The organism is Mycobacteroides saopaulense (genome assembly GCF_001456355.1).
Taxonomy (GTDB): Bacteria; Actinomycetota; Actinomycetes; order Mycobacteriales; family Mycobacteriaceae; genus Mycobacterium; species Mycobacterium saopaulense.
Window position 1 is genome coordinate 2,150,264 of the sequence record NZ_CP010271.1, and the last position, 23,184, is coordinate 2,173,447.

26 protein-coding genes are annotated in these 23,184 nt (G+C 64.6%); 12 read left to right on the top strand and 14 right to left on the bottom strand.

The window, feature by feature from the left end:
• Positions 1-5: 5 nt before the first annotated feature.
• The 3 genes from MYCSP_RS10715 to MYCSP_RS10725 all read left to right on the top strand — a co-directional run bounded on the left by MYCSP_RS10715 (position 6) and on the right by MYCSP_RS10725 (position 3,029).
• A complete protein-coding gene (locus tag MYCSP_RS10715) occupies positions 6-1,745 on the top strand; it encodes a diflavin oxidoreductase (RefSeq protein ID WP_088413760.1) in 1,740 nt (579 codons plus the stop codon).
• Complete coding sequence (locus MYCSP_RS10720; RefSeq protein WP_088413761.1) at positions 1,735-2,571, top strand: ChuX/HutX family heme-like substrate-binding protein; 837 nt, start codon at positions 1,735-1,737, stop codon at positions 2,569-2,571. Before MYCSP_RS10715 ends, MYCSP_RS10720 begins: the two co-directional genes overlap by 11 nt.
• 167 nt (positions 2,572-2,738) lie before the next feature.
• Complete coding sequence (locus MYCSP_RS10725; protein ID WP_083016533.1) at positions 2,739-3,029, top strand: hypothetical protein; 291 nt, start codon at positions 2,739-2,741, stop codon at positions 3,027-3,029.
• Here MYCSP_RS10725 and MYCSP_RS10730 read toward each other — a convergent pair.
• The 3 genes from MYCSP_RS10730 to MYCSP_RS10740 form a co-directional block, all read right to left on the bottom strand.
• Entirely contained in the window at positions 3,018-4,388 is a 1,371-nt protein-coding gene (locus MYCSP_RS10730) for an LLM class flavin-dependent oxidoreductase (RefSeq protein ID WP_088413762.1), read from the bottom strand. The two genes, MYCSP_RS10725 and MYCSP_RS10730, sit on opposite strands and share 12 nt — an antisense overlap.
• A complete protein-coding gene (locus MYCSP_RS10735; protein WP_162266348.1) occupies positions 4,385-5,632 on the bottom strand; it encodes an MFS transporter in 1,248 nt (415 codons plus the stop codon). Before MYCSP_RS10735 ends, MYCSP_RS10730 begins: the two co-directional genes overlap by 4 nt.
• A 159-nt stretch (positions 5,633-5,791) precedes the next feature.
• On the bottom strand, positions 5,792-6,274 hold the full coding sequence (locus tag MYCSP_RS10740) for a hypothetical protein (RefSeq protein WP_088413764.1): 483 nt from the start codon (positions 6,272-6,274) through the stop codon (positions 5,792-5,794).
• A gap of 99 nt (positions 6,275-6,373) precedes the next feature.
• Here MYCSP_RS10740 and MYCSP_RS10745 point away from each other — a divergent pair, with 99 nt between their 5' ends.
• Together MYCSP_RS10745 and MYCSP_RS10750 are read left to right on the top strand one after the other, a co-directional pair.
• Positions 6,374-7,030, top strand: coding sequence for a maleylpyruvate isomerase N-terminal domain-containing protein (locus tag MYCSP_RS10745; RefSeq protein ID WP_088413765.1), 657 nt, complete (start codon positions 6,374-6,376; stop codon positions 7,028-7,030).
• A 100-nt stretch (positions 7,031-7,130) separates the two neighbouring features.
• Entirely contained in the window at positions 7,131-8,612 is a 1,482-nt protein-coding gene (locus tag MYCSP_RS10750) for a flavin-containing monooxygenase (RefSeq protein WP_083016521.1), read from the top strand.
• Between the two features lie 12 nt (positions 8,613-8,624).
• Here the strand turns inward: MYCSP_RS10750 and MYCSP_RS10755 are convergent, their stop codons facing one another.
• A complete protein-coding gene (locus MYCSP_RS10755; RefSeq protein WP_083016517.1) occupies positions 8,625-9,299 on the bottom strand; it encodes a (2Fe-2S)-binding protein in 675 nt (224 codons plus the stop codon).
• A 110-nt stretch (positions 9,300-9,409) separates the two neighbouring features.
• Here MYCSP_RS10755 and MYCSP_RS10760 point away from each other — a divergent pair, with 110 nt between their 5' ends.
• Positions 9,410-9,856, top strand: a complete 447-nt coding sequence (locus tag MYCSP_RS10760) for an SRPBCC family protein (protein ID WP_070912758.1) — start codon at positions 9,410-9,412, stop codon at positions 9,854-9,856.
• Between the two features lie 27 nt (positions 9,857-9,883).
• Here the strand turns inward: MYCSP_RS10760 and ripD are convergent, their stop codons facing one another.
• Complete coding sequence (gene ripD, locus MYCSP_RS10765; protein WP_070912581.1) at positions 9,884-10,432, bottom strand: NlpC/P60 family peptidoglycan-binding protein RipD; 549 nt, start codon at positions 10,430-10,432, stop codon at positions 9,884-9,886.
• A 243-nt stretch (positions 10,433-10,675) separates the two neighbouring features.
• Here ripD and MYCSP_RS10775 point away from each other — a divergent pair, with 243 nt between their 5' ends.
• From MYCSP_RS10775 to katG, 4 genes are all read left to right on the top strand, one after another.
• The gene (locus MYCSP_RS10775) at positions 10,676-11,341 is read left to right on the top strand and encodes a GNAT family N-acetyltransferase (RefSeq protein ID WP_083016513.1); all 666 of its coding nucleotides are present in this window, start codon (positions 10,676-10,678) and stop codon (positions 11,339-11,341) included.
• Between the two features lie 174 nt (positions 11,342-11,515).
• Positions 11,516-11,923 carry a MarR family winged helix-turn-helix transcriptional regulator gene (locus MYCSP_RS10780; protein ID WP_070912757.1) on the top strand — a complete coding sequence of 136 codons (408 nt, stop codon included), beginning with the start codon at positions 11,516-11,518 and terminating at the stop codon, positions 11,921-11,923.
• A 152-nt stretch (positions 11,924-12,075) separates the two neighbouring features.
• Positions 12,076-12,534 carry a Fur family transcriptional regulator gene (locus MYCSP_RS10785; protein ID WP_070912579.1) on the top strand — a complete coding sequence of 153 codons (459 nt, stop codon included), beginning with the start codon at positions 12,076-12,078 and terminating at the stop codon, positions 12,532-12,534.
• 36 nt (positions 12,535-12,570) lie between these two features.
• The gene (katG, locus tag MYCSP_RS10790) at positions 12,571-14,787 is read left to right on the top strand and encodes a catalase/peroxidase HPI (protein ID WP_088413766.1); all 2,217 of its coding nucleotides are present in this window, start codon (positions 12,571-12,573) and stop codon (positions 14,785-14,787) included.
• A 58-nt stretch (positions 14,788-14,845) separates the two neighbouring features.
• Here the strand turns inward: katG and MYCSP_RS10795 are convergent, their stop codons facing one another.
• Genes MYCSP_RS10795 through qcrB form a run of 3 tightly spaced genes read right to left on the bottom strand, consistent with a single transcriptional unit; the run spans position 14,846 to position 17,149 of the window.
• Positions 14,846-15,142 carry a barstar family protein gene (locus tag MYCSP_RS10795; RefSeq protein WP_088413767.1) on the bottom strand — a complete coding sequence of 99 codons (297 nt, stop codon included), beginning with the start codon at positions 15,140-15,142 and terminating at the stop codon, positions 14,846-14,848.
• On the bottom strand, positions 15,139-15,540 hold the full coding sequence (locus tag MYCSP_RS10800) for a ribonuclease domain-containing protein (protein WP_088413768.1): 402 nt from the start codon (positions 15,538-15,540) through the stop codon (positions 15,139-15,141). The genes MYCSP_RS10795 and MYCSP_RS10800 overlap by 4 nt, the downstream gene beginning before the upstream one ends.
• 22 nt (positions 15,541-15,562) lie before the next feature.
• Positions 15,563-17,149: a cytochrome bc1 complex cytochrome b subunit gene (qcrB, locus tag MYCSP_RS10805; RefSeq protein WP_088413769.1), complete on the bottom strand. Its 1,587-nt coding sequence runs from the start codon at positions 17,147-17,149 to the stop codon at positions 15,563-15,565.
• 140 nt (positions 17,150-17,289) lie between these two features.
• Between qcrB and MYCSP_RS10810 the strand changes: the two genes are divergently transcribed.
• Positions 17,290-17,952 (top strand): TetR/AcrR family transcriptional regulator, encoded by a 663-nt coding sequence (locus MYCSP_RS10810; RefSeq protein ID WP_088413770.1) that lies wholly within the window; start codon positions 17,290-17,292, stop codon positions 17,950-17,952.
• Positions 17,949-18,599: an enoyl-CoA hydratase-related protein gene (locus MYCSP_RS10815; protein WP_083019839.1), complete on the top strand. Its 651-nt coding sequence runs from the start codon at positions 17,949-17,951 to the stop codon at positions 18,597-18,599. Before MYCSP_RS10810 ends, MYCSP_RS10815 begins: the two co-directional genes overlap by 4 nt.
• A 7-nt stretch (positions 18,600-18,606) precedes the next feature.
• On the opposite strand, the gene MYCSP_RS10820 is transcribed toward MYCSP_RS10815, so the two are convergent.
• Genes MYCSP_RS10820 through MYCSP_RS10845 form a run of 6 tightly spaced genes read right to left on the bottom strand, consistent with a single transcriptional unit; the run spans position 18,607 to position 23,153 of the window.
• Complete coding sequence (locus MYCSP_RS10820; protein WP_083019842.1) at positions 18,607-18,846, bottom strand: hypothetical protein; 240 nt, start codon at positions 18,844-18,846, stop codon at positions 18,607-18,609.
• Positions 18,847-18,885: 39 nt separating this feature from the next.
• Positions 18,886-19,710, bottom strand: a complete 825-nt coding sequence (locus tag MYCSP_RS10825; RefSeq protein WP_083019844.1) for an ABC transporter permease — start codon at positions 19,708-19,710, stop codon at positions 18,886-18,888.
• On the bottom strand, positions 19,707-20,876 hold the full coding sequence (locus MYCSP_RS10830) for an ABC transporter substrate-binding protein (protein WP_088413771.1): 1,170 nt from the start codon (positions 20,874-20,876) through the stop codon (positions 19,707-19,709). Before MYCSP_RS10830 ends, MYCSP_RS10825 begins: the two co-directional genes overlap by 4 nt.
• Positions 20,873-21,601, bottom strand: a complete 729-nt coding sequence (locus MYCSP_RS10835; protein WP_088413772.1) for an ABC transporter ATP-binding protein — start codon at positions 21,599-21,601, stop codon at positions 20,873-20,875. Before MYCSP_RS10835 ends, MYCSP_RS10830 begins: the two co-directional genes overlap by 4 nt.
• A complete protein-coding gene (locus MYCSP_RS10840; RefSeq protein WP_083019850.1) occupies positions 21,577-22,626 on the bottom strand; it encodes an acyl-CoA dehydrogenase family protein in 1,050 nt (349 codons plus the stop codon). Before MYCSP_RS10840 ends, MYCSP_RS10835 begins: the two co-directional genes overlap by 25 nt.
• Positions 22,623-23,153: a DUF4242 domain-containing protein gene (locus MYCSP_RS10845; RefSeq protein ID WP_083019852.1), complete on the bottom strand. Its 531-nt coding sequence runs from the start codon at positions 23,151-23,153 to the stop codon at positions 22,623-22,625. Before MYCSP_RS10845 ends, MYCSP_RS10840 begins: the two co-directional genes overlap by 4 nt.
• Positions 23,154-23,184: the final 31 nt, after the last annotated feature.

A 23,184-nucleotide genomic window follows, 5' to 3' on the forward strand; every position in this document is an offset into this window, starting at 1 on the left:
AAGCCATGAAGATCGCCTACATTCCCGAAGACGCACCGTTCAACGAAGACCAGAGGGCCTGGCTCTCCGGCTTCCTGGCCGGATTGCACTCCCGCCTCGCCATGAACCTGGCGCCGCCGCCGGCTCCCACCGCGGACCTGGCGGCACCTCGGCCACCGCTGCGCATCTTGTACGGAACTCAGACCGGCAATGCCGAAATCGTGGCGGGCGATGCCGCGGCGGCCGCCAAGGCGCAGGGGTTCGACGTGACGGTCAGTGGCCTCGACGAGATAGCCCTGGACGAATTCGCCGGTCTTAAGTACGTCCTGATCGTCACGTCCACCTACGGCGAGGGCGAGATGCCCGATAACGCCGAATTGTTCTGGGAAGCACTGTCTTCGGCGGTGGCCCCGCGGCTGGAAGGGGTGTCCTACGGTGTGCTGGCGCTGGGAGACACCAGCTACGACGGGTTCTGCCAGGCGGGCAAGCTGATCGACACCCGGCTCGAACAACTCGGCGCCAGCAGGGTGGTCGGGCGTGCCGACTGCGATATCGATTACGAGGTGCAGGCCGCCGAATGGGTTCAGGGCGCGGTGGGAAGCCTGGTGACCCTGGCCGGAGCCAGTGGCACGCCGGGCACTCCCCCGCCGAGCATCGTGGCGCGCTCCGGGTGGACCCGTAAGAATCCCTTCCCGGCGGAGGTACGGGTCAACCGGTTGCTGTCCCGGGCAGGCTCCGGCAAGGAGATCCGACACTACGAATTCGCACTCGCCGACAGCGGCATCACCTACGAGGCGGGCGATGCGCTCGCCGTCATCCCGGAGAACGACCCGGCGCTGGTGGAGGCGATCGCCGATCACTTCCGCGTCTCCGTCGGCACGTTGGTGGACGGCGAGCCGCTCGGCGAGCTGTTGGGCCGGCGCTACGAAATCAGCACTCCGTCGCGGGACTTGCTGAGCGAGGTGGAGAGCCGGGCCGAGAGCGAGGAATTCTCGCACGCGCTGCGCGGCGGTGTGAAAGAGGTGCTGGACACCTGGCTGTACGGCAAGGACATCCTCGACATCCTGCGTATCGGCGGCGATGCGCTCAGCCTTGAGGAATTCATGGGGCTGCTCAAGCCCCTGCAGCACCGCGCCTACTCGATCTCGTCGAGCTCACTGGCGCACCCGGATCGGATCCACCTGACCGTGGCCAGCGTCCGGTACCAGAGCCTGGGTCGCGAGCGCGGCGGCGTGTGCTCCACGTTCCTGGCCGACCGCGGGGAGAGCGCGCGAATCTTCCTGCAGCCCAACAAGTCGTTCCGGGTACCCGCCGACGACGACGCTCCGATGATCATGGTCGGCCCCGGCACGGGTGTGGCCCCGTTCCGGGCATTCCTGCAGGAACGCGAGCAGCGCGGTGCCGGTGGCCGCAACTGGCTGTTCTTCGGTGACCAACACCGTGCCCATGACTACGTCTACGAAAACGAACTCGACGGTTGGCACTCCTCCGGTCTGCTGGATCGGCTCGATCTCGCCTTCTCCCGCGATCAAGCCGAGAAGATCTATGTGCAGACCCGAATGCGCGAGCACGGCCGCGACCTGTTCGCTTGGCTGCAGGACGGCGGCCACTTCTACGTCTGCGGTGACGCGACGCGCATGGCCAAGGACGTGGACAAGGCGCTGCACGAGATCATCGGCGAGCACGGCGGATTCAGCGACGATGAGGCCTCCGAATACGTGAACACGCTCAAGCGGGAAAAGCGGTACGTCCGCGATGTGTACTGACGGTCGGCGCTGCGAACACTGCCCCGCCCGACGAATCGCGGCGGGGCCCAAAGCCATTGCCGAGGCACTTTCCGCCCTCGGCACGGTGGTCGCCGTCACCGCGAATGACGCCGCATTGCTGAGTCATACCGGTGAGTATCTCGAGCCTTCGTTTCCCGGGGAGGCGCTCAGCTGCGATGACGAGTACATCGCGCTGCGGCTGAATCCGGGTCTGGTCCGTGACGCCTTCCTGGCTCCTCGGGCCCTGACGATGGTCGGTGAGACCGGCACGCACCGTGCCTACCTCACCCCGCTGACGGACCGCCTGACGGTCAGTGCCCTTGAGCTCGCGCCGGCCGCAGATCCGGAAGCGTTCCCCGTCACCGATTGGTCGGATATCAGCTGGCGGGATGCCGATCAGCTCACCCACCTGGATGCACTCACCCCCGGGCGTTACCGGGTGCTTCCGTTCACCGGCGCCCGCAAGATCGATTCCGGGGTGGTGCCCCACCTGCTGGCTCACCTCGTGGACGTGGACATGCCGTTCACCATCGCGGTACCGGGTGGTGGCTGCGTCCAGCTGCACCGCGGCCACGCGGCGATGGTGGAACAGGCCGGTGCGCACATTGCGGTCATCTTCGGGGCATCGCGCTATGCCATGGATCCGGTCTTCATCGGGGAAAGCTGGGTGACACAGTCACACGGCACACAGGGGATGACATCGTCGGTGGAGTTGTACGACCACAGTCATCGGTGTGTCACCGCCATCACGCAGACCGGGCCGATCACCGCCCGGCTTCACCAGGCGTGGGAGCACATGGTTGCGTCCCTGCCGGACGGTGCGTGAAGGGCCGCACACCCATCTGTGTGATGCTCTGCTCACAGCAGACCGCTGGTGCAATGTGAACAGATTGAGATGTACCGGTGAATTGCGGGCAGCGTCCGGGAAATTGGATGGACCTAGCGTGTGCGCATGAAAGCGACACCCGGAGGGCGCAACATGGGCGGTGAACGGTGAGCAGCCTGGTCACGGTCGTCGATCCGATTCTTCCCGGTCGGAGCGCGGACCTGCGGCAGGCGCAGTACTACCAAGATGTTCTCGGTGAGCTGCGGGCGGTGGCGCGACGAGAACTGGACGACCATCTCGCTGCCCTGGAGCGACGAAGGCAGAGCGGCAAGCCGTCCAGCCTTTCGCGATTGCATCGGCTCGTCGGTGCCAAGCGAGCGGAACTGGCCGCCCTGGACCAGTTGCTGGTGGCGTTGAGCGATCGCTTCGGCGACCACTCGACCCTGTCAGCCGGGTAGCGGGGCGCGACGGTACGACGCGCCCGGGTGGTCCTCGGCCAGGTAGGGGCCGTGACCACCGAGATGCTCACGCAGGGTGACCCTTTGGCGCCGACGCGGAATCCGGCCACGGCGGCGCAGCTCGGGTACCACCAGGCGTGCGAAATCGACGAAGGTGCCGGGCGTGGTCACATACGCGACGTTGAACCCGTCAACGTCGGCCTCGTCGACCCAGTGTTCCAATTCGTCGGCGACGTCGGACGCCGAGCCGACGAGAACCGGCCCGCGCCCGCCGATCCCGATCTCCTGAGCCAGCTCTCGCGTGGTCCAGGTACGGCTCGGATCCTTGGTGAATGAGGCCAGCGCCGAACGATTGGCCTCTGTCTCGACGTGACGCAATGGTTCGTCGGGATCCAACTCGGCGAGGTCGACGCCGGTCCATCCGCCGAAGAGGGCCAATGCCCCAGTGGCGCTGACAAATTGGCGATACTCGTGCAACTTGGCAACCGCCAGATCATGGGTCTCAGCCACTATCGGCGTCACCATCGTGAACACCTTGATGGATCGCGGGTCGCGGCCCAACCGAGCCGCTTCCTCGCGCAAAGCCCGTACCGGTGGGCGAACCACCTCGGGAGTGGGGCCCGACACGAACACGGCCTCGGCGTGCGCGGCGGCGAATCGCACCCCGCGCGGTGACGTGCCTGCCTGGAACAGCGCGGGCGTGCGTTGCGGGGATGGTTCGCACAGGAATGGTCCGGGAACAGTGAAATGCTCACCGCGATGCTCGATGTCGTGGACCTTGGCGGGATCGGTGAAAATCCCCTGCGCACGATCACGCACCACGGCGTCCGGCTCCCAGGAGCCCTCCCAGAGCTTGTAACAGACTTGCAGGTACTCGTCGGCGATGTCGTAGCGCCGATCGTGTGGAATCTGAGTGTCCAGCCCTAAATTCCTTGCCGCACTGTCCAAATAGGATGTCACGATGTTCCAGGCCACGCGCCCCTCGGTGAGGTGGTCGAGTGTCGAGAGACGACGGGCCAACGTGTACGGCTGCTCATAGGTGAGCGACAGCGTGATTCCGAAACCGAGTGTCTCGGTGACCGCTGCCATCGCCGAGACGGCCAGTGTGGGGTCATTGACCGGGAACTGGGCGGCATCGAGCACGGCGGCATCCCGTGAACCGCCGTAGACGTCGTATGCACCCAGCACGTCGGCAAGAAACAGCACGTCGAAGCCGCCGGCCTCCAGGGTTCTGGCGAGTTCGGTCCAGTAGCTCAGCGTCCGATAGCGATGACCCTGGTCGTCGGGATGGCGCCACAGGCCTGGCGATTGATGGCCGACGCACGCCATATCGAAGGCGTTCAGGTAGATCCTGCTCACAGGGAATCTCCGATCTGGTCTCGGTAGGTCTCGCGCGCGGCGTATGCCGACAGGACGGTGAGCACAGAAAGCGCAAGGTAATAGACGACGATGAGCCAGGGGTCGCCGTGATTCGCTGCCAGTAGTGCCGCGGCGATCAGTGGAGCGAACCCGCCGGACAGCACGGCACCGATCTGATACCCGAGCGATGCCCCGCTGTATCGGACCCGGGTGTCGAACAGCTCGGCGAACCAGGCGGCCTGCGGTCCGTACATGGAGTCGTGAACGATGTTGATGCCGAAGATGATTGAGAGCACTACCAAGATCTTGGAGCCGGTCGCGGCGGTCAGGAAGAACAGCGTCAAGGCCACCGGCCCGGTGACCGCTCCGAACAGGTACAGACTGCGGCGGCCTATCTTGTCCGAGAGGGCCGACCACGCCGGAGTGCTCAGGATGCCCAGCGCCGAGGCGATCAGGACGGCCGTCAATCCAACCTGACTGTCCTTTCCGAACTGGTCCTGAAGGTATGTCAGCGAGTACGTGGTCAGCAGCACGAACAAGGCGATCTGGGACAGCCGTAAGCCGGTGGTGAGCAACACATTGCGGGGCTGCGTGCGTAGCACTTCCACCACGGGCAGGCGCGCCACCTCGCCGCGCTCACGCACCTGCCGGAACACTGCCGAGTCGCTGAGCCGTAGCCGGATCGCCAGACCGACGAGCACCAAGACGACGCTGCTCAGGAACGGAATCCGCCAACCGTAGGCGAGAAATTCCTCGGGCCCGGTGAGGACACGGGTCAGACCGAATACCCCGGTGGCCAAGAGCATTCCGGCGGGCGAGCCCAATTGGGTGAAGCTGCCGAACAAACCGCGGCGGCCGGGCGGGGCATGTTCGACAGAGAGCAGCGCGGCTCCTCCCCATTCCGCCCCCGCCGCAAGCCCCTGGAGAACGCGAAGCGTGGCAAGCGCGGCCGGTGCCAGGACACCCGCCTGGGCGTACGTCGGCAGCACACCGATCACCGCGGTGGCCACGCCCATCAGTAACAGCGCGCCGACGAGCATGGCCTTGCGTCCCACACGGTCACCCAAGTGTCCGGCGATCACGGCCCCGATCGGGCGCGCGCCGAAGCCGGCCGCGTAGGTGGCGAACGAGGCGAGCGTTCCGGCCGTCGGTGAGACGGTCGGGAAGAACAGCGGCTTGAGAACCAATGCCGCAGCCGTTGCGTACAGGTAGAAGTCGTACCACTCGATCGTGGTGCCGACCATGCAGCTCAGCGCGACGGTGCGAGCTGCGGGCGCGACCCGTTCCGCGGGTTCACCCGCAGGGACAGCAGGTGCCGCATTGGTGGTAGTCACGTGACGTCACGGTGTATCACCGGGTGGCCGGTGGGAACCTTTGCGCTCGGCGGGATTTCAGCGCCGGGGCTAGTAGCGCTCGGCTCGCATATCGGGCTGCGAATCCTCCAAAGGGGTAAGGATCGTGGCGAGCCATGTCATCGTCAGCGTGGCCAAGGCTAGTGCAGCCAGCAGTGTCCACACCAAGGGATCGGATCCGTCAGCGGTCTGATGCCACCACAGTGCAGCCAGGCTCGTCACCGTGCCGAGTGCGGCGGTGTAGGCCGCCGCACAACACCACCGGAAGCGCCGTCGGCGCAGTGCCACGAGCGAGACCATGCAGGCCACCAGGAACATGGTGGATGTCGCCGGAACCACGGCGTCGACATGCAGCGACGGGCTGTCATGCGCACCGAGGTTCGACCAGCGGCTCACTGCGGCCACACCCAGGACGAGGGCCGCGAGTAGCGCCGTCCATTGGCGTGGCCGGCTCATCCAGACGTCTTCAAGCACGCCGCGCTCGATCGCACGCAGTGTGTCCTCAAACCCAACGTCGTGGCGTTGCGTCTTCACTCGATGCCTCCCAAATCCGTACGTCTCTGAGACTAGAGGTCGGATGCGGTGGTGCGGCAGTTCCGTGCCACCTGGCGCAGGTAGTGCTAGCTTGCGGCCGTGGACCTGTTCACCCACAGCTGGGCCGCGCTGCGTGCAGCCATTTCGGCCCTACCCGACCAGGCGTTTTCGCAGCCGTCCGGTTGCGCGGGCTGGCTTGTGCGTGACCTGGTCTGTCATTTGATCATCGACGCGCAAGATGTGCTGATCACCCTGGCGACGCCCAGCAACGCGCCACCGACACGCGATGCGGTGACCTACTGGGAGGTCCTCGAGTCGCCGCCCACCGGGGATGACCCGCTTGATGCGCTGACCGTGCGGCTTGCCGCCGCGTATCAGGATCCGGGTCTGCTCACCTTCCATCTGGAGGATCTCGGTGCGGCGGTCGGCCGGGCCGCACTGCTCGCCGATCCGAACCAGCCGCTCGCCACCAAGGGCCAGGTACTGACCGCCGCTGACTACCTGGACGCTTATGTGTTGGAGTGGACGCTGCATCATCTGGACCTGGTCGCCCATCTGCCGGAGGTAGCGGGACCGCCCAGTGAGGGCCTAGCCTGCACCCGCCGGATGGTGGAACAGATCGCCGGATGTGAATTCCCGGTCGAGACATCCGATCGGGACGCCATCTTGATCGGCACCGGGCGTCGCGTTCTCAGCCCGGCCCAGGCCTGCGAACTCGGTGTTTCGCTGCACAGGCTCCCCGTTTTTTTGGCCTGAGCCCAGGACGAAGCACGGCGTCGACGCAATGCGAGCGTCGGCCGCCATCGGTATCTAGACGGGTAGACCATTTACCGGGGTCCGCGGCTAGCATTGGGACATGACAACGCAGTTTGACGCCGTCATCGTCGGAGCCGGTTTCGGCGGCATGGGCGCGGCGATTCAGCTCAAGGAGCTGGGCCTGACCAATCTCGCGATCCTGGATCGCGAGGACGACCTCGGCGGTACGTGGCATGTCAACCACTACCCCGGTCTGGCCGTCGACATCCCGTCGGCGACCTATTCCTACTCGTTCGAGCCCAACCCCTACTGGTCGCGTTTGTTCGCGCCGGGTTCTGAGCTCAAGCAGTACGCCAACCATGTGGCCGAGAAGCACGATCTGCGCAAGTACATGCGTTTCAACACGCCGGTGTCGGGTGCGCGCTGGGACGAGGAAGAGCAGCACTGGGTTGTCGCCACCGAATCCGGCGACACCCTCACCGGCAAGTACCTGCTCACGGCCACCGGCTACCTATCGCAGCCGAAGATGCCCGATATCGAGGGCATCGAGACCTTTGCCGGCAAGGTCATCCACACCACCAAGTGGGACAATACCTATCGCGCTGCCGGGCACAAGATCGGTCTGATCGGCACCGGCGCCACCGCCGTTCAGCTCATCCCGGAACTGGCCAAGGACGCGCAACACCTGACGGTGTATCAGCGCACCCCGATCTGGGTGGTGCCCAAGGCCGACGCAAAAGTGCCCGGCGTGATCAAGAAGCTCTTCGCCAAGGTGCCACGGACCCAAAAGATCGCTCGCACTGTGGGTTCGGCGATTCTTGAGGTGATCATGGTGGGTGGCGTCCTGCATTTCCGCCAGTTCCGGCAGGCCAACAATGGGGCCGCTATGTTGGCCAAGGCGCATTTGTTCGCACAGGTGCGCGATCGCGAGCTGCGCCGCAAGCTGACACCCGATTACGACTTCGGCTGCAAGCGGCCGACCTTCTCCAACACCTACTTCCGCGCGTTCGCCAAGAAGAACGTCAACCTGGAGACGGAGTCGATCGCACGCATCGAGCCCGATGGCATCGTCACCGCGGATGGTCGTAAGACCGTCATCGACACGCTGGTGCTGGCCACCGGCTTCAATCTCTGGGAATCGGCCTTTCCGGCGTTCGAGGTGATCGGACGGGAGGACTACAACCTCGGAAAATTCTGGCGGGACAACCGTTTCCAGGCATTCGAGGGCATCGCGGTGCCGAAGTTCCCCAACTTGTTGACGCTCAACGGGCCGTACTCGTACAGCGGGTTGTCCTACTTCGACACCATCGAGTCGCAGATGCGTCACATGAAGCGGCTGTTCGGCGAAATGGCACGCACCGGAACGCAAACCTTCGAGGTCACCGACGAGGCCAACACCGAATTCCTGGACCGGATGGTCGGCAACCTGGACAACTCGGTGTTCTATCTCGGCAGCTGCCAGACCGCGCGAAGCTACTACTTCAACCAGCATGGTGAGGCCGCGTTGTTGCGGCCGACCTCGACAGCCAGCGCCTACAAGGAGCAGGAGTCCTTCCCGCTGGAGGCGTACCAACTCGCGTAGGCATTCCCGGTACTAGCCCAGGACGCAGTCGCCGCAGACCGCGGAGCGGTCATCGGCCAGCTGATAGATGAGGCAGCAGCTGCGCCTGCGGAAATCCGGTCCGGCGCGTAGGACGCCGTCATCGATGCGCGGGTCGCGCAGATAGGTGTCGGCGACTTTCCGGGCGGCATCGGTCAGCTCGGGCCGTGATGCGGCGACGAGCTTGGCGGCGCTGTTGACGGCCGATCCGATGTTTCCCCACAGGACGCGGTCGCTTACCCCGGCTTCGTCGATCACACGCTGGGTGATGGATTCGACGACGGTCCCGGGCGTGGTACCGGTCTCCCCCGCTCGTTCGACCACAGAAAGCGGGTAGGGCCCGCCGAGTCGGTCCTGCCACCATAGATCGCCCGGCTCCTGGGAGATTGTCAGCTCACCGCAGGTGGCGGCGGCGACGGACGGTGCCAGGACGCGGGCAACCAAGCCGAGGTGGGCGACGGAGGCCGCCACTCGCAGGTCGACTTCGGCAGGGCTGTTCGGCAGACGGGCGGCGAGACTGCTGCGCACGCTGCTGATCCGGTCCCGGAGTGGGCCTGATCCGTCGGTCAGCACTGCCATGGGTCGCCACGGCGGCCTCGGGATATCCGTGGTGGCGTGCGTTTCGACTGCGAAGAAGGGCCCGAAGACCGACCGTTCCACCGCGCTCACATACAGATGATGTCATCAGCGCGATCAAGATCACGCGCGGGCGCGGCATTGGGATTAGGTTGTTCAGCGTCCGCTCCATCGATAGGCAGTGCGCGCGAAAGGTGTGTCTGGTGGCTGAGCAGGTCGGGGAACTCACAACTGTCCATTTCGAGTACCACTACTCGTATCCGGCGCACAGAGTGTGGTCGATCCTTACCTCGCCGCAGCTGTTCGGCCAATGGGTCCGGAACTTCGAGACGACGAGATATGCTACTGGACTTACGTTTTCGTTCGACGTGTTCCCGTTTATGGGCAGCGGATTCGTCGGCGAAATCGACGGTCGGTTCACCGAAGTCATCGATGACGAGCTGTTGGCCTACCGGATGGCCACCCGCGACGGTTCTATCGCCATCGACTCCCGCTGGACGCTGAATCCGGACTCGGAAGGAACGCGACTGCTGGTCGACGCCAGCGGATTCGACCCGGATGACCAGGATCAGGTGCGGTTCCGGCAGTTGTGTCTGGTCGGGTGGCCCGCGGTGCTGGGGCGCATCGACGAGCTTCTGCGCGAGCGATGACCGCGCAGAAGCTCTTGACGTGCCTGGTTATTCGATCACGCGAACCAGATACGGGGTCATGTCGTTGAAGCGCACCGGCGATACCTGAACCGCGGGTTCGGATGCTTCCAGCATCAGATTGTTGCCCAGGAACATCGTCACGCTCTGACTGCCGTTGGGGCCATAGAAGATGAGATCTCCCGGAAGTGCCTGTGCCGGTAGAACTTTCCTGCCTACGTTGTACTGGTCGCCCGACCTGCGAGGCAGTTTGATGCCGGCTGCGGCGTAGGAGTACACCATGAGCCCGGAGGCGTCGAACCCGGGAACCTTGGGGGCGGCGGCCGGTGTGGGGATCAATCCCAGCAGGCTTGTCGTTGCCTCGGGTGCGGCCGGCGTGGTGTCGGTGTTCATCGTGGGGCCGTCGGTGTTGCCTCCCCCGTACGTGAAGGGCACGCCGCGTTGCGACAGGCCGCGCGCGATCACCGCGTTGATCGTCTTCTGGGCGTCGGCGGGACTCCTGGGGACGTCGGCGGAGGCCAGTCCCGGGGTGGTGAACAGTAGTGCCAGGCCGAGCATGACGGCGTAGGTGCGTTTCATTCGATTGTCGCTTCTCTCCGGCCGTGAACACTGACTCCCGGGTGGTTCTTTCCGGCCGGCGATAACCACCAAGGTCCTTTGTACCGCCGAGCGCTAGAAGATCCCAATTAGGTTATGCGACATGGCCAATGAGTTGTCGTACCGTGACCGAACGGTGACACGGCGCGCATCTGCGGTGACAAGTCAACCCTTGCGCTCAACGTTTCTTGAGCGCGGTTGGCTCGCCGGTCGTAGGCTGGCGCCATGACCGATCACGACCGCCTTGCCACCCGTCGCGAGATTGCCGACGCACTCACGAGTGCGTTTGAACGGCGTCACGAAGTGCTTGATCTGATTGTGGAAGCCGATGACCGAAAAAGTGCCATCGATGCGATCGCTGCTCTGCTGGGAACTTCGCATTTGGGCGGCGAAGCGGTCATGGGCATGTCGTTCGACCAGCTGACCAAGGATGAGCGGCGGAAGAACGCCGCGGAGCTCGAGGACCTCAACAGTCAGCTCACCTTCACACTCTTGGAGCGCCCGGCGAGCTCGGGTGACAGTCTCGAGCTGCGGCCGTTCTCCGGAGATTCCGATGCCGACCTCTTCGCCGCACGTACTCAAGAGGTGGGCCGGGCCGGCGATGGTTCCGGCGCCCCTGCGGGTGGTCTGGAAGACGAGGTGCGCGCGGCGCTCGCGCGTATCGACGACGAAGAAGCGGCCTGGTTTGTCGCGGTCGAAGGGCCGAGCAAGGTGGGCATGGTCTTTGGGGAGCTGGTCGACGGTGAGGTGAACGTCCGCATCTGGGTTCACCCCGACTATCGAAAGAAGGGTTACGGCACAGCTGCTTTGCGGAAGTCTCGTTCGGTGATGGCGGCCTATTTTCCCGCCGTCCCCATGGTGGTGCGGGCTCCGGGCGCCGATCCTTCCTGAGCGCGGGCGTATGCGTGACATCCGTCAAGGGCATTAATCAATGTGCTTGATGCACTGATGAATTGGTGAGAAATTCCGGGGCGACACGCCGTCCGTCCGAGCTGCTTCGGGCGGTGGAACATCGGCGAAGTCCGCTACTGTTAGCGCGGTATGAGCACATACGAGGAATCTCCGATGGGCATCCTGGTGTCTCAGATGTACCGACTGCTGTGGTCACGTGCCTCGGTGATCGTGCGCGACTTCGGGGTCACGGTTCCGCAGATGGAGTGTCTGGCGGTGCTCTCCGCGCAGCCGGGGATATCCAACGTTGAGATTGCCGCGGAGCTTCGCATCACGCCTCAGGCGGTGAGCCTGGTGCAGCGATCGCTGGAAGAGGCCGGCCTGGTGCACCGTTCGCGCCGGCAGGCCGACGCCAGGGTGCTGACCACCGAGTTGACCGCCAAAGGGCGCAAGCTCTTCGAGCGGGCGGACGCGACTCTTCGCGAGGACGACGAAGAGGTGCTCGCCAACATGACAGAAAAGGATCGGGTCCAGCTACGCAGGCTGCTCGGCGGCGTGATCGAGACGATGTCGGCGCGGTAGCTCCCCCGTCGGTGAGTGCAAAAGCGCTCAGTGTCAACACTATTGATGACCTTTGTCGTTCCCTTGATTGCTGGTTGGGTGGGTTTTCGGCCGCGTCGAACTCTTTTTCTGATTTCCTGGACTCATTCCAGATAATTGGGCATACTGGCGTCATGGCCTTCACATCGGACGAGTACGCGGCGCTGCTGCGGACAGCCGATCTGCGCGTGACCCGGCCCCGGGTTGCCGTGCTGGAAGCCGTGGAAGCGAACCCGCATGCCGACACCGAGACCGTCTTCGGGGTCGTCAGAACAGGGCTGCCCGAGGTGTCTCGACAGGCCGTTTACGACGTGTTGGCGGCTCTCACCTCGGCAGGCCTGGTGCGCAAGATTCAGCCTTCCGGCTCCGTCGCACGATATGAATCGCGGGTCGGCGACAACCACCACCACGTCGTATGCCGCTCATGCGGTGTCATCGCGGACGTCGACTGCGCCGTCGGCGCCGCCCCCTGCCTCACACCGTCCGACTACAACGGTTTCATCCTCGAAGAGGCCGAGGTCATCTACTGGGGCCTGTGCCCCGATTGTGCTTCTCCGGAAGCGGCACCACGAGTTTCGGGATCACACACGTGATCACAGCCCACATCACCCCCTCCCGAAAGGAATGCTGTGTCTCAAGAACATCCGCCTATTGCTGAGGCGAACACCGAACCGTCGAACGGTTGCCCCGTAGCGGGCGGTCGCCTGAACTACCCCGTCGAGGGTGGTAACGCCAACCGCGAATGGTGGCCCAAACAGCTGAACCTGCAGATCCTCAAGAAGAATCCACCCGCGGCAAATCCGCTGGGTGAAGATTTCGACTATGCCAAGGCCGTGCAGACGATCAACGTCGACGAGCTCAAGGCCGATGTCGCGAAGGTGCTGACCAACTCGCAGGACTGGTGGCCCGCCGACTTCGGCAATTACGGACCAATGTTCATCCGCATGGCATGGCATGCCGCGGGCACTTATCGTGTCGGAGATGGCCGCGGTGGTGCGGGCGCAGGCATGCAGCGGTTTGCGCCGCTGAACAGCTGGCCCGACAACGTGCTCCTGGATCGTGCGCGCCGGCTGCTGTGGCCCGTCAAGAAAAAGTACGGCAACGCGCTGTCCTGGGCCGACCTGATTGTCTTCGCGGGCAACCACGCGATGGACACCATGGGATTCAAGACCTTTGGATTCGCCTTCGGGCGCGAGGACCGCTGGGAGCCCGAGCAGGACGTCTACTGGGGCCCCGAGCACACCTGGCTGGGCGACGAGCGCTACACCGGAGACCGCGACCTGGAGAACCCGCTCGCCGCGGTACAGATGGGTCTGATCTACGTCAATCCCGAAGGCCCCAATGGCAATCCGGATCCCCTGGCAGCCGCCATCGACATCCGTGAGACGTTCGGCCGGATGGCCATGAACGACGAGGAAACAGCCGCGCTCATCGTGGGTGGTCACACCTTCGGCAAGACGCACGGTGCCGGCGATGCCGGGCTGGTCGGACCGGATCCGGAAGACGCGCCGCTGGAACAGATGGGCATCGGCTGGAAGAGCTCTTTCGGCTCCGGTAAGGGTAACGACGCGATCGGTAGCGGACTGGAGGTGACCTGGACTCACACCCCGACCAAGTGGGACAACAGCTTCCTGGAAATCCTGTATGGCAACGAGTGGGAGCTGACCAAGAGCCCGGCCGGTGCACATCAGTGGAAGCCCAAGGACGGCGGCTGGGCCAACTCGGTGCCGATGGCACAGGGCACGGGCAAGACGCATCCGTCGATGCTGACCACCGACTTGTCGATGCGTTTCGATCCGATCTACGCCGAGATCACCAGGCGCTGGCTCGATCACCCCGAAGAGCTTGCCGATGCCTACGCAAAGGCTTGGTACAAACTGATCCACCGCGATCTGGGACCGCTGTCGCGGTATCTCGGTCCGCTGGTGCCCAAGGAGACCCTGCTGTGGCAGGACGTCATCCCGGCATCGGAGACCAACATCGGAGCCGATGACGTCGCGGAGCTCAAGAAGCAGATCCTGGCATCCGGGCTCACGGTGCCTCAGCTGGTTTCGACCGCGTGGAAGGCTGCGGCGTCCTACCGCAACAGCGACAAGCGAGGCGGTGCCAACGGCGGACGCATTCGCTTGCAGCCCCAGGCAGGCTGGGAGTCCAACGAGCCCGATGAGCTCGCTCAGGTGATCCGCACGTTGGAAGGCATCCAAGAGTCGTTCAACGCAGGTGACAAGAAGGTCTCGTTCGCCGACCTGGTCGTGCTCGGTGGAGCCGCAGCGGTCGAGAAGGCGGCCAAGGACGCCGGATTCAACATCACGGTGCCGTTCACGCCCGGCCGCGGCGATGCCACTCAGGAACAAACCGACGTCGACTCGTTCTCCTACCTGGAGCCGACCGCCGATGGCTTCCGGAACTACCTCGGGAAGGGCGCGCAGATTCCGGCCGAGTACAAGCTGATCGACAAGGCCAACCTGCTGGCGCTCTCGCCACCGGAGTTGACGGTCCTCGTCGGTGGCCTGCGCGTACTGGGTGCGAACTACCAGGGCTCGGAGCTCGGTGTGCTCACCGACAGGCCCGGGACGTTGAACAACGACTTCTTTGTCAACCTGGTCGATATGGGCACGGAGTGGACGCCGTCCTCGGCCGACGACGGCACCTATGTGGGCACCGATCGCGCCACCGGCGCCGCAAAGTGGACCGCGACGCGGGTGGACCTGGTGTTCGGAGCGAATTCCGAACTGCGGGCCCTCGCCGAGGTCTACGCGCAGGACGACGCCAAGGAGAAGTTCGTCAAGGACTTCGTCGCGGCCTGGGTCAAGGTGTCCGACGCGGACCGGTTCGACGTTCGCTGACCTCCACCACACGTAGATGGCCGGCTCCTGAGGGAGCCGGCCATCGCGTTATCTCGGACTAGTCCCGGTCCTTCGCCGAGGTCCGCGTCGTCAGCGGCACGCCGGCTTCTTCGAAGATCTCCTCGATGGCCTGCCAGTCCTTCTTCCCCACCGCGGACTTGATACGCGCGGCATCCTCCAGCACGAACCGGAACGGCTCATCGTCCGGGGTGCCGAATCCGCCGCGCAGGCAATCGACGAGGGCGTCGAGATTGCTCCCGAAATACCCGCCCGGCCCATTCACCGCACGTCCGAGCTCGGTGAAAAAATCTGTCCGCGTCCGGACACCGGAGCCGTCGACGACGTAGGTCTTCATGCGCCTTCAACCTCACAGAATGACTGGTAGTGATCGCCCGTGTAGTAGACGTGCGGTGGGTCGGTCAGAGGGGTACCGCCGGTGATGATGCGCCGCGTGCCGCGCGTCTTGCTGCCCGGCGTGCGGACCGTGTACTCGTGGTAGTACCCGCGGGGCTCCGAGGGCAGGATTCTCTCGCGGTTCTGGAAGACGACGCCGTCGTTACGCGGGTACGGGAACGGCCCACCCTCGTGGATCAGGTCCACCGTTCCGGAGGCCTCCGAGGGCAGTGCGGACAGGTCGCATTGGGTGATGGTGGCGCGCGCCGGAGAAGGCTCGGTGCAGCCGATAAGAGCCACCGCGAGAAGCGCGGCAACCACGACACGCAAACACTGCGACATGACTCGACGGTACTGCATACCGACGGTGCCGAAGAGCGACCTATCGCGATCGCCCCTGCAAAGCGGCTAGTTCGGTGCGCGCGGCGTGGTGTTCGGCTTCCACCAGTGCGGCTTGCTCGTCGGCGGGGTCGGCGAACAGGAACGAGCCGGTGCCGGGTGCGCCGGCCGATCCGAGCTTGTTCATGCGCTGAGGTACCGCTGCGCCCTGGTATTCCAGGGGGATGGCGTGGCCGTGCTCGTCGACACCGGCCAGTGGCTGGTGCAGCTCGATGTACTCGCCGTGTGGCAGTCGCTTGATGATGCCGGTTTCGATGCCGTGCTCTAGGACCGCGCGGTCGCTGCGCTGTAGGCCGATGGCCCATCGGTAGGCGAGGTAGTAGACCACGATCGGCAAGATCACCATGCCGATGCGGCCGATCCACGTGGTCGCGTTCAGCGAGATGTGGAACTTGAGCGCGATGATGTCGTTCGTGCACGAGAGCGTGAGCAGAATGTACAGCGAAAAGCCCGCGGCCCCAATGGCAGTGCGTACCGGGGCGTCACGCGGACGCTGCAACAGGTTGTGGTGCGCATCGTCGCCGGTGAATCGCTTCTCGATCCAAGGCCAGGCGATGATCACCGCGAAGCCGAGCATGATGCCCAACACTCCCCACAGCACCGCGGGCACGGTGTGGCCGAAGATGTACAGCTCCCAATCCGGGACGAGTCGAAGCAGGCCATCGGTCCACATCAGGTAGATATCGGGTGGAGACCCCGCCGCCACCTGAGAGGGCTTGTAGGGCCCAAGATTCCAGATCGGGTTGATCTGTAGTAGCCCGCCCATGACTGCGAGCACGGCGGTCACGATGGCAAAGAATGCGCCGGACTTCAGGGCGAACACCGGAACGATGCGTACCCCAACGACATTGGACTCGGTGCGGCGCGGGCCCGGGAACTGGGTGTGCTTCTGGTACCAGACAAGGGCCAAGTGAACGGCGATAAGCGCGATCATGATGGCGGGAACGAGCAGCACGTGTAGAACGTAAAGTCTTGGTAGGACGATGTTTCCGGGGAAGTCGCCGCCGAACAGCGCCCAATGCATCCAGGTGCCGACGATGGGTAGCGACATCATGCCCTGGGTAACCACGCGAAGCCCGGTCCCGGACAGCAGATCATCGGGTAATGAGTACCCGGCGAACCCCTCCGCCATGGCGAGTGTCAACAGCACCGAGCCGATGACCCAATTGGCCTCACGGGGGCGCCGGAAGGCGCCGGTGAAGAAGACGCGGGCCAGGTGCACCACGATTGAGGCCGCGAACATCAGCGCCGCCCAGTGATGGAGCTGGCGCACGAACAACCCACCGCGCACTTCGAAACTGAGATTCAGTGCGCTTTCGTAGGCCTTGGACATCTGCATACCTCGCAACGGCTGGTACACGCCGTTGTAGGTGACCTCGGCCATCGAGGGGTCGAAGAAGAGCGCCAGGTAGATGCCCGAGATCAGCAGCACCACAAAGCTATACAGCGCGATCTCCCCCAGCAGGAATGACCAATGCGTCGGGAAGACCTTGTTCATCTGTCTTCGCAGGCCCGACGACGCGTGGTAGCGAGAATCGACCGCGTTGGCAAGCTCCGTTGCTTGACCCATAGCTGCTCCCTGGGGAAGAGACTTTGTGCCTACTACGGAGGGTAGTACGCAATTACTACTTGCGGTAGTACTTTTTGCCTATCGGTGTAGTGGTGGTGGGCCGATCGGTAATAGAGCAGATGCTCTGTTATCGTGCGTGTGTGCCACGCCCGCGTATCCATTCCGTCGACGATCTGCTCGACGCCACCGAGCGCATCGCGGTGCAGGACGGTCCGGCGGCAGTGACTGTGCGCGCCGTGTCGCAGGTGACGGGCATCTCCAACGGCGTCATCTACCATGCGTTCGGATCCCGCGGAGGGATGGTCGGGCGGGCCTGGTTGCGCGCCGCTCAAAGGTTTCTCGACATGCAACGTGACGCCGTCGACGGAGCACTCGCGGCGGGCGGGCCCGTTGAAACTGCTGCAGTGAACGCTGTCGTCGCGGCGGCAGACACCCCCGCGGCCTTCGCGGAACGCTTCCCCGAATCGTCCCGCTTGGTACTCGGTGTACGGCGCGAGGATCTTCTGGGTTCCGATGTTCCGCAGGAAGTCTCCGATGCCATGGCGGGAATCGACTCCCTGCTGGTCGCCCTGTTCATCCGGCTGTCGCGGGCCCTGTGGGGTCGGGAAGACGGCCGTGCGGTGCAGGTCATCGAGGACTGCATCGTGGGGTTGCCGACCGGTCTACTGCTGCGGGGGCGCCGGGCGCCCGATGCCGCCACACGTGCACGCCTGGCAGCCGCCGTGCGCGCCATTCTTGCCATCGACCCACCCCCGACACGCCCGAATGGTAAGGGCGCCAATGTGAAAGGAAGCAAGGCATGACCCCCACTCTCGAACTTCAGGACACCATCGCGGTGCTGAACCTGGGCACTGACGAGAACCGGTTCTCCCCCGAATGGCTGGATACCGTCGACGGTCTGCTCGATGACGTGCTCACCGGCGCCCAGGCATTGGTCACCGTGGGAACCGGAAAGTTCTATTCGAACGGACTGGACTTGGATTGGCTCATGTCCCACGGAGATCGCACCGACTGGTATGTCGGGCGCGTGCAGGCGCTCTTCAGCAGGGTTCTCACTCTCCCACTGCCGACCGTCGCCGCGGTCAACGGCCATGCGTTCGGAGCCGGTGCGATGCTTGCGGTGGCCCACGACTACCGAGTGATGCGGTCCGACCGCGGATATCTGTGTTTCCCCGAGGTCGACATCAACATCCCGTTCACTCCGGGAATGGCCAGCCTCATCCAGGCCAAGGTCGGCCCCCAGACTGCGGTCACCGCGATGACCACCGGGCACCGCTACGGTGGCGACGCCGCGGTGGCCGCAGGTCTTGCAGACCGCTCCGCGCCGGAAGCCGAAGTGCTTAGTGTTGCAGTCGATCTGATGAGGCCTTTGGTGGGCAAGGACAGTGGGACATTGGGTGCCATCAAGGCAACGATGTTCTCCGCGACTGCCGCGGCGTTGGTGGCCTGAGTCCGTTCTATTGGGGAGGGATCACCGGAGGGCGGCACACGTTGCCCACCGGGTCCCACCACCAGCCGTTATCGCAGTTCAGTGGCGTCGTCGCTACCGGCGGCCGGCAGACGTTGGCCGCCGGGTCCCACCATCCGCCCGGACAGTTGGGCACGACGGGGTCAGCCCAGACGATCGGCGCGACGGTGGCTACCGGCAGTAGCGCTCCGGCGACGAGGACTATCGCACGGCGGGCACTCACGTTCACGGGACCACCTCCATATCGGGTAGTGCGGCTCGTGTGAGCCTACCCGGCACGCGGTGCGCGAAACCTGGGTTCCAACAGTCGCCTGGCGACCACATCAAGGGCGTATCCGAGCACTCCGATCACGAGAATGACGGCCACGACCTGGTCGTAGGCGAGCTGGTCTCGCGCGTTGAGGATCTGGTATCCCAAACCCGATCGCACGCCCAACATCTCGGCCGGAACCAGCACCACCCAGGCGATGCCCAGTGCGATGCGTACTCCGGTCTGGATGTGGCCACGTATCGCCGGAAGGATCACCGCTGTCAGCAGCTCGGTTCGGGTGGCGTGGAACGAGCGCGCGACGTGCAGATATCCGGGTTCGATACCGTGCACGCCGGCTGTGGTGTTGATGAGGATCGGCCATACCGCCGCCGCGGCGATGAGGAAGATGACCGGTTGGCTGCCGATCCCGAAGATCGCCACCGCGATCGGGGTCCACGACAGCGGGGAGATCATCCGCAAGAACTGGATCACCGGCCGCGCGGCGCGCTCGGCAGCGGTGCTCACGCCCAGCAGCAGACCCGCCGGGATGCCGATCACCGCAGCCAGACTCAGTCCGATCAACAGTCGCCACAGGCTGATTCCGGCATCCTGTAGCAGCACGCCGCGATGCAGAAGGTCTATCGCCGCGGCCAACGCCTTATCCGGAGATGTCTGACGTAGTAGCGAATGCGGTTGGCTGAGTATCGAGCTCGCGAACCACCACAGCGCGAGGCTCGACGTGACGGCCAACGCCGGTGGCCAGATCCGGGAAAGCAGCCCGGGCTTGCCCGGCACGGTTCCATCGGCAGTGGTGACCTCGGGGGCGCGTTCGATGATGCTCACAATGCCTGTACCTGTTCCGTTCGGGTGAAATCGGCTGCGATACCGAAGGCTTGCGGTCCGCCGTGTGCGGTGATCGCCCTGCGCACAAAGGTGTCGTCGACCAGATCGTCGTGTACCCGAGCCGGGTCGAGCCGATCCAGGAACCCGCGATCGCCGTCGACGACTGTGTCACGCATCGACTCGACCAGACGCTGGGTAAAGCTCCGATATGGGAACGGCTGAAAGCCCAGGCGTTGCGGATGCCAATCCGGATGACGCGGTGGATAAGGAGGGTTCGGATAGGTCAGTGCTGTCTGTACGGCGGGTACCGGCTGCGGAAGATACGTGCCGCCGCCAAGCGTTCCTGCCGCCGACTTTCGGTCGGCATCGATGCGCAGCTGGGCGGTGACCACCGCGTCGGTGACACCCTGCACCGCCGATGCGCGGCCGGCAATCACGTCGTCGCGCGTGACGAGCACGCAGCAGGCGTGGTCACGCCATACGTCGCCGAGAAAAGTGTGAATCCGTCCGATCTTCTTGATCTGTGCGATGGCATTGAAGGGATCGGCGACGACATATCCCCCGATGGATCGATTCGCCAGGGCCGGCACCATGTCGGAGGGGCTCATCACCACCAGCTCGACGGTGCGCCTGGCGCGTGAGGCGGTGCTCCTGATCACCGGACGCAACCCATGGCTACGTAACAGCTCTTGCACGACGATGTTGTGAATCGACCACCAGAACGGGATCGCCACCTGGCTGCCCGCAAGATCCTCCAGATGCTGGATGTCGGGCGCCACCGTGAGCGCCGATCCGTTGGTGTGATTCCACCCGAGCACCCGCACTCCATGCCCCAGCACCTCACGGAGCTGGATCGCCATTGGCATCAGCAAGTGCGCGACATCGATCTGCCGTGCCATGAAGGCCTCGGCCAACGAGGCCCAGCTGCGGAACAGCACCGGTTTGGCCGCGCTCACGGCTCCGGCCGGATACATTCCGGCGGAATGAGCGAGCAGCAGCGGAGCCGCATCGGTGATCGGCAGATATCCGATGCGTAGTTGGGCGCCGGTGTTGGTGGCGTCGGACGCCGCGGCACGAATCAGTCCGGTGGCTCCGAAAAGACCCGCCGCTGTGGTTATTCCGGCAGCACCCGCCAGTACGGCGCGGCGTGAGGTGGTGCCGCTCATTCGTGCGTCGCTTCCACCGCCGGGTGATATCGGGCAAGGATCTCCCGGCGTATTCGGGCATGCTCTCCCCCGGTGCGCCCGAGCGTCCACTCTTGCCGTATCCGTCCGCCGTCGCCGAGGAGAATCACCCTGTGCGCGAGCGCCAGTGCTTCATCGACATCGTGGGTCACCAGGATCACGGTGATGGCCAGCTCGACGGCCAGACTCTGCAGCCAGCTCTGTAGGTCTGCCCGGGTGACCGGATCGAGTGCGCTGAACGGTTCATCGAGCAGCAGCAGCCTGGGGCGAGTCGCCACCGCACGCAGGATGGCGACACGCTGGGCCTGACCGCCGGACAACTGGTCGGGATAGCGGTCCGAGAGCCGTTGTAGCCCGAAATGCCGCACCAGATTGTCCACGTAGACATCGTCGAATCCGTTGCGGTGCACCGCGAACCGTTTGGCGAAGACGATGTTCTCTGTGACGGTCAGCCATGGCATCAGCAGGGCATCTTGGAAAACCACCCCCGTCCGGGGGCGTCCTGACTCAGATGCCCAGACAACAGTTCCAGTGCTGAGCTCCTCCAAGCCCGCGAGCACTCGCAACAGCGTGGACTTTCCACTCCCGCTGGGGCCCAGGACGGCCACGAACTCGCCGGAAGCCACCTGTAGGTCGACGTCGCGCAAGGCCGCGGCCGATCCGAAATGCTTGGAGGCATTCGTTATTCGTACTGCGTCAGTTCCCACCGTAGCTGTCCTTCCGAGGGTGACTGTATGGGTAGGAATGCGGCCTCGCGGAACCGCCGGTTGGCTGCCGTCCCCAATGCGTATCCGGCGCCACCGGCCAAGGTGACCTCCAGTCGCGACGCCTGACCGGCGAGCCCCGCGGCATCGAGCCGGAGTCGAAGAAGATCGGCGATGGTCGGTTCGGTAGGCGCCGCCGCAAAGGCGTAGAGACGTTCTCGCAGTGTGATGTGACGCTGCGTCAGTTCGACTTGTTCGCCGGAGAACTGCTGCGCGAGCACGCCATGCGCGGCCCGCGCACCCTGCAGGGCAGCGGCGCTGATTCCGGCACAGAACGCGCTCTGAAGGAGAAGGAAGGCCGGCCGGATGTGGGTGACGAAGCCCGGCAGGTCGGTACTGATCACGTTCTCGAGGGGAACGTGAACCTTGTCCAGATACAGGGACGTCGAGGCCGTGGCCATGAGCGCCATGAGGTTCGGCGGGCGGTCGACGCGGATTCCTTTCGCGTTGACGTCGACCGCCACCACATAGGTGGCGCCGTCCTCGCCGCGGGCAGGCAACACCATGAGTGCGTAGGGAAACACGTTGGAGGCCCACCGGATCGGACCGGTGATGTGCAGACCGTGCCGATGCGTTGTCGCGACCAGCGGAACCTCCCCCAGTCCCGCGACCTGTTTGAGGCCGGCCGCCATCGCGGTCACCCCGGCCCGGCGCCCGGCCGCAAGGGTGGGCAGGTGCGCGGCACGGAAGGCAGCCGGGGCAAGGCTCACGTACTCGATCGTCATGCGGTGCGCCCATGCCGAGAAACCCACGGCCAGACTGCTTACAGCCACACGTTCGATCACCTGCACCGCGGGCACAAGGTCCGAACCGGCCAGACCCACATCGAAGAGGCCTTCAGCGCCCAGCGCGGCGATATCGACACGCACGTCGGTCTGATCCGCATCGAGAGCAGACGCACGGGCGGCCACCTCAGTACTGACGCGCTCCAGCGCCTCCTCGAGGTGCTTGACCACGACTGCCGTCACAGCGAGATGTCTCCGAGCCCATGCAGCCTGTCGACCGGAGTGTCGACAGCCTTTCGTGCGCGCAGCACCGCGTCCTCGTCGGGAGCGTCATAGAAGCACAGGCACTTGTCCATGTCTTCGCGGACATATGTGCGCAGAAAGCTGACCTCGGGCACGTCGGCATACCTGGGTGCCTTCGCCTTCTTACGTGCGAGGTAGGTGTCCATGTCCAGGTCGGCGGGCAGATCCCATTCCACCAGGTAGCCGGCGGCCGGGCGCGCGGACCTCAGCTGGTCAAGATCGGCGCCCACCAGGCGGACCGGGTGCGGCCCCGAAACCGTTTCGACGCCCAGGGAATCGGCATCCAGCTGCGGAGCGTCGGCATTGAATTCGGTGACGACGAAGACGCGACGGGCCTCGCGTGTCACCTGCGCCTCGATCAACTCGCCACCGTCACGATGAACCCGGCCGTCGAGCTCTTTGAGCAGCTGTGTGGTGTCGATCTTCCCGGCGGGGGCAACGGCGATCTCGTAGAGGTACAGGGTCACGTCACTTTTCCTAACTTCGACGAACGATTTC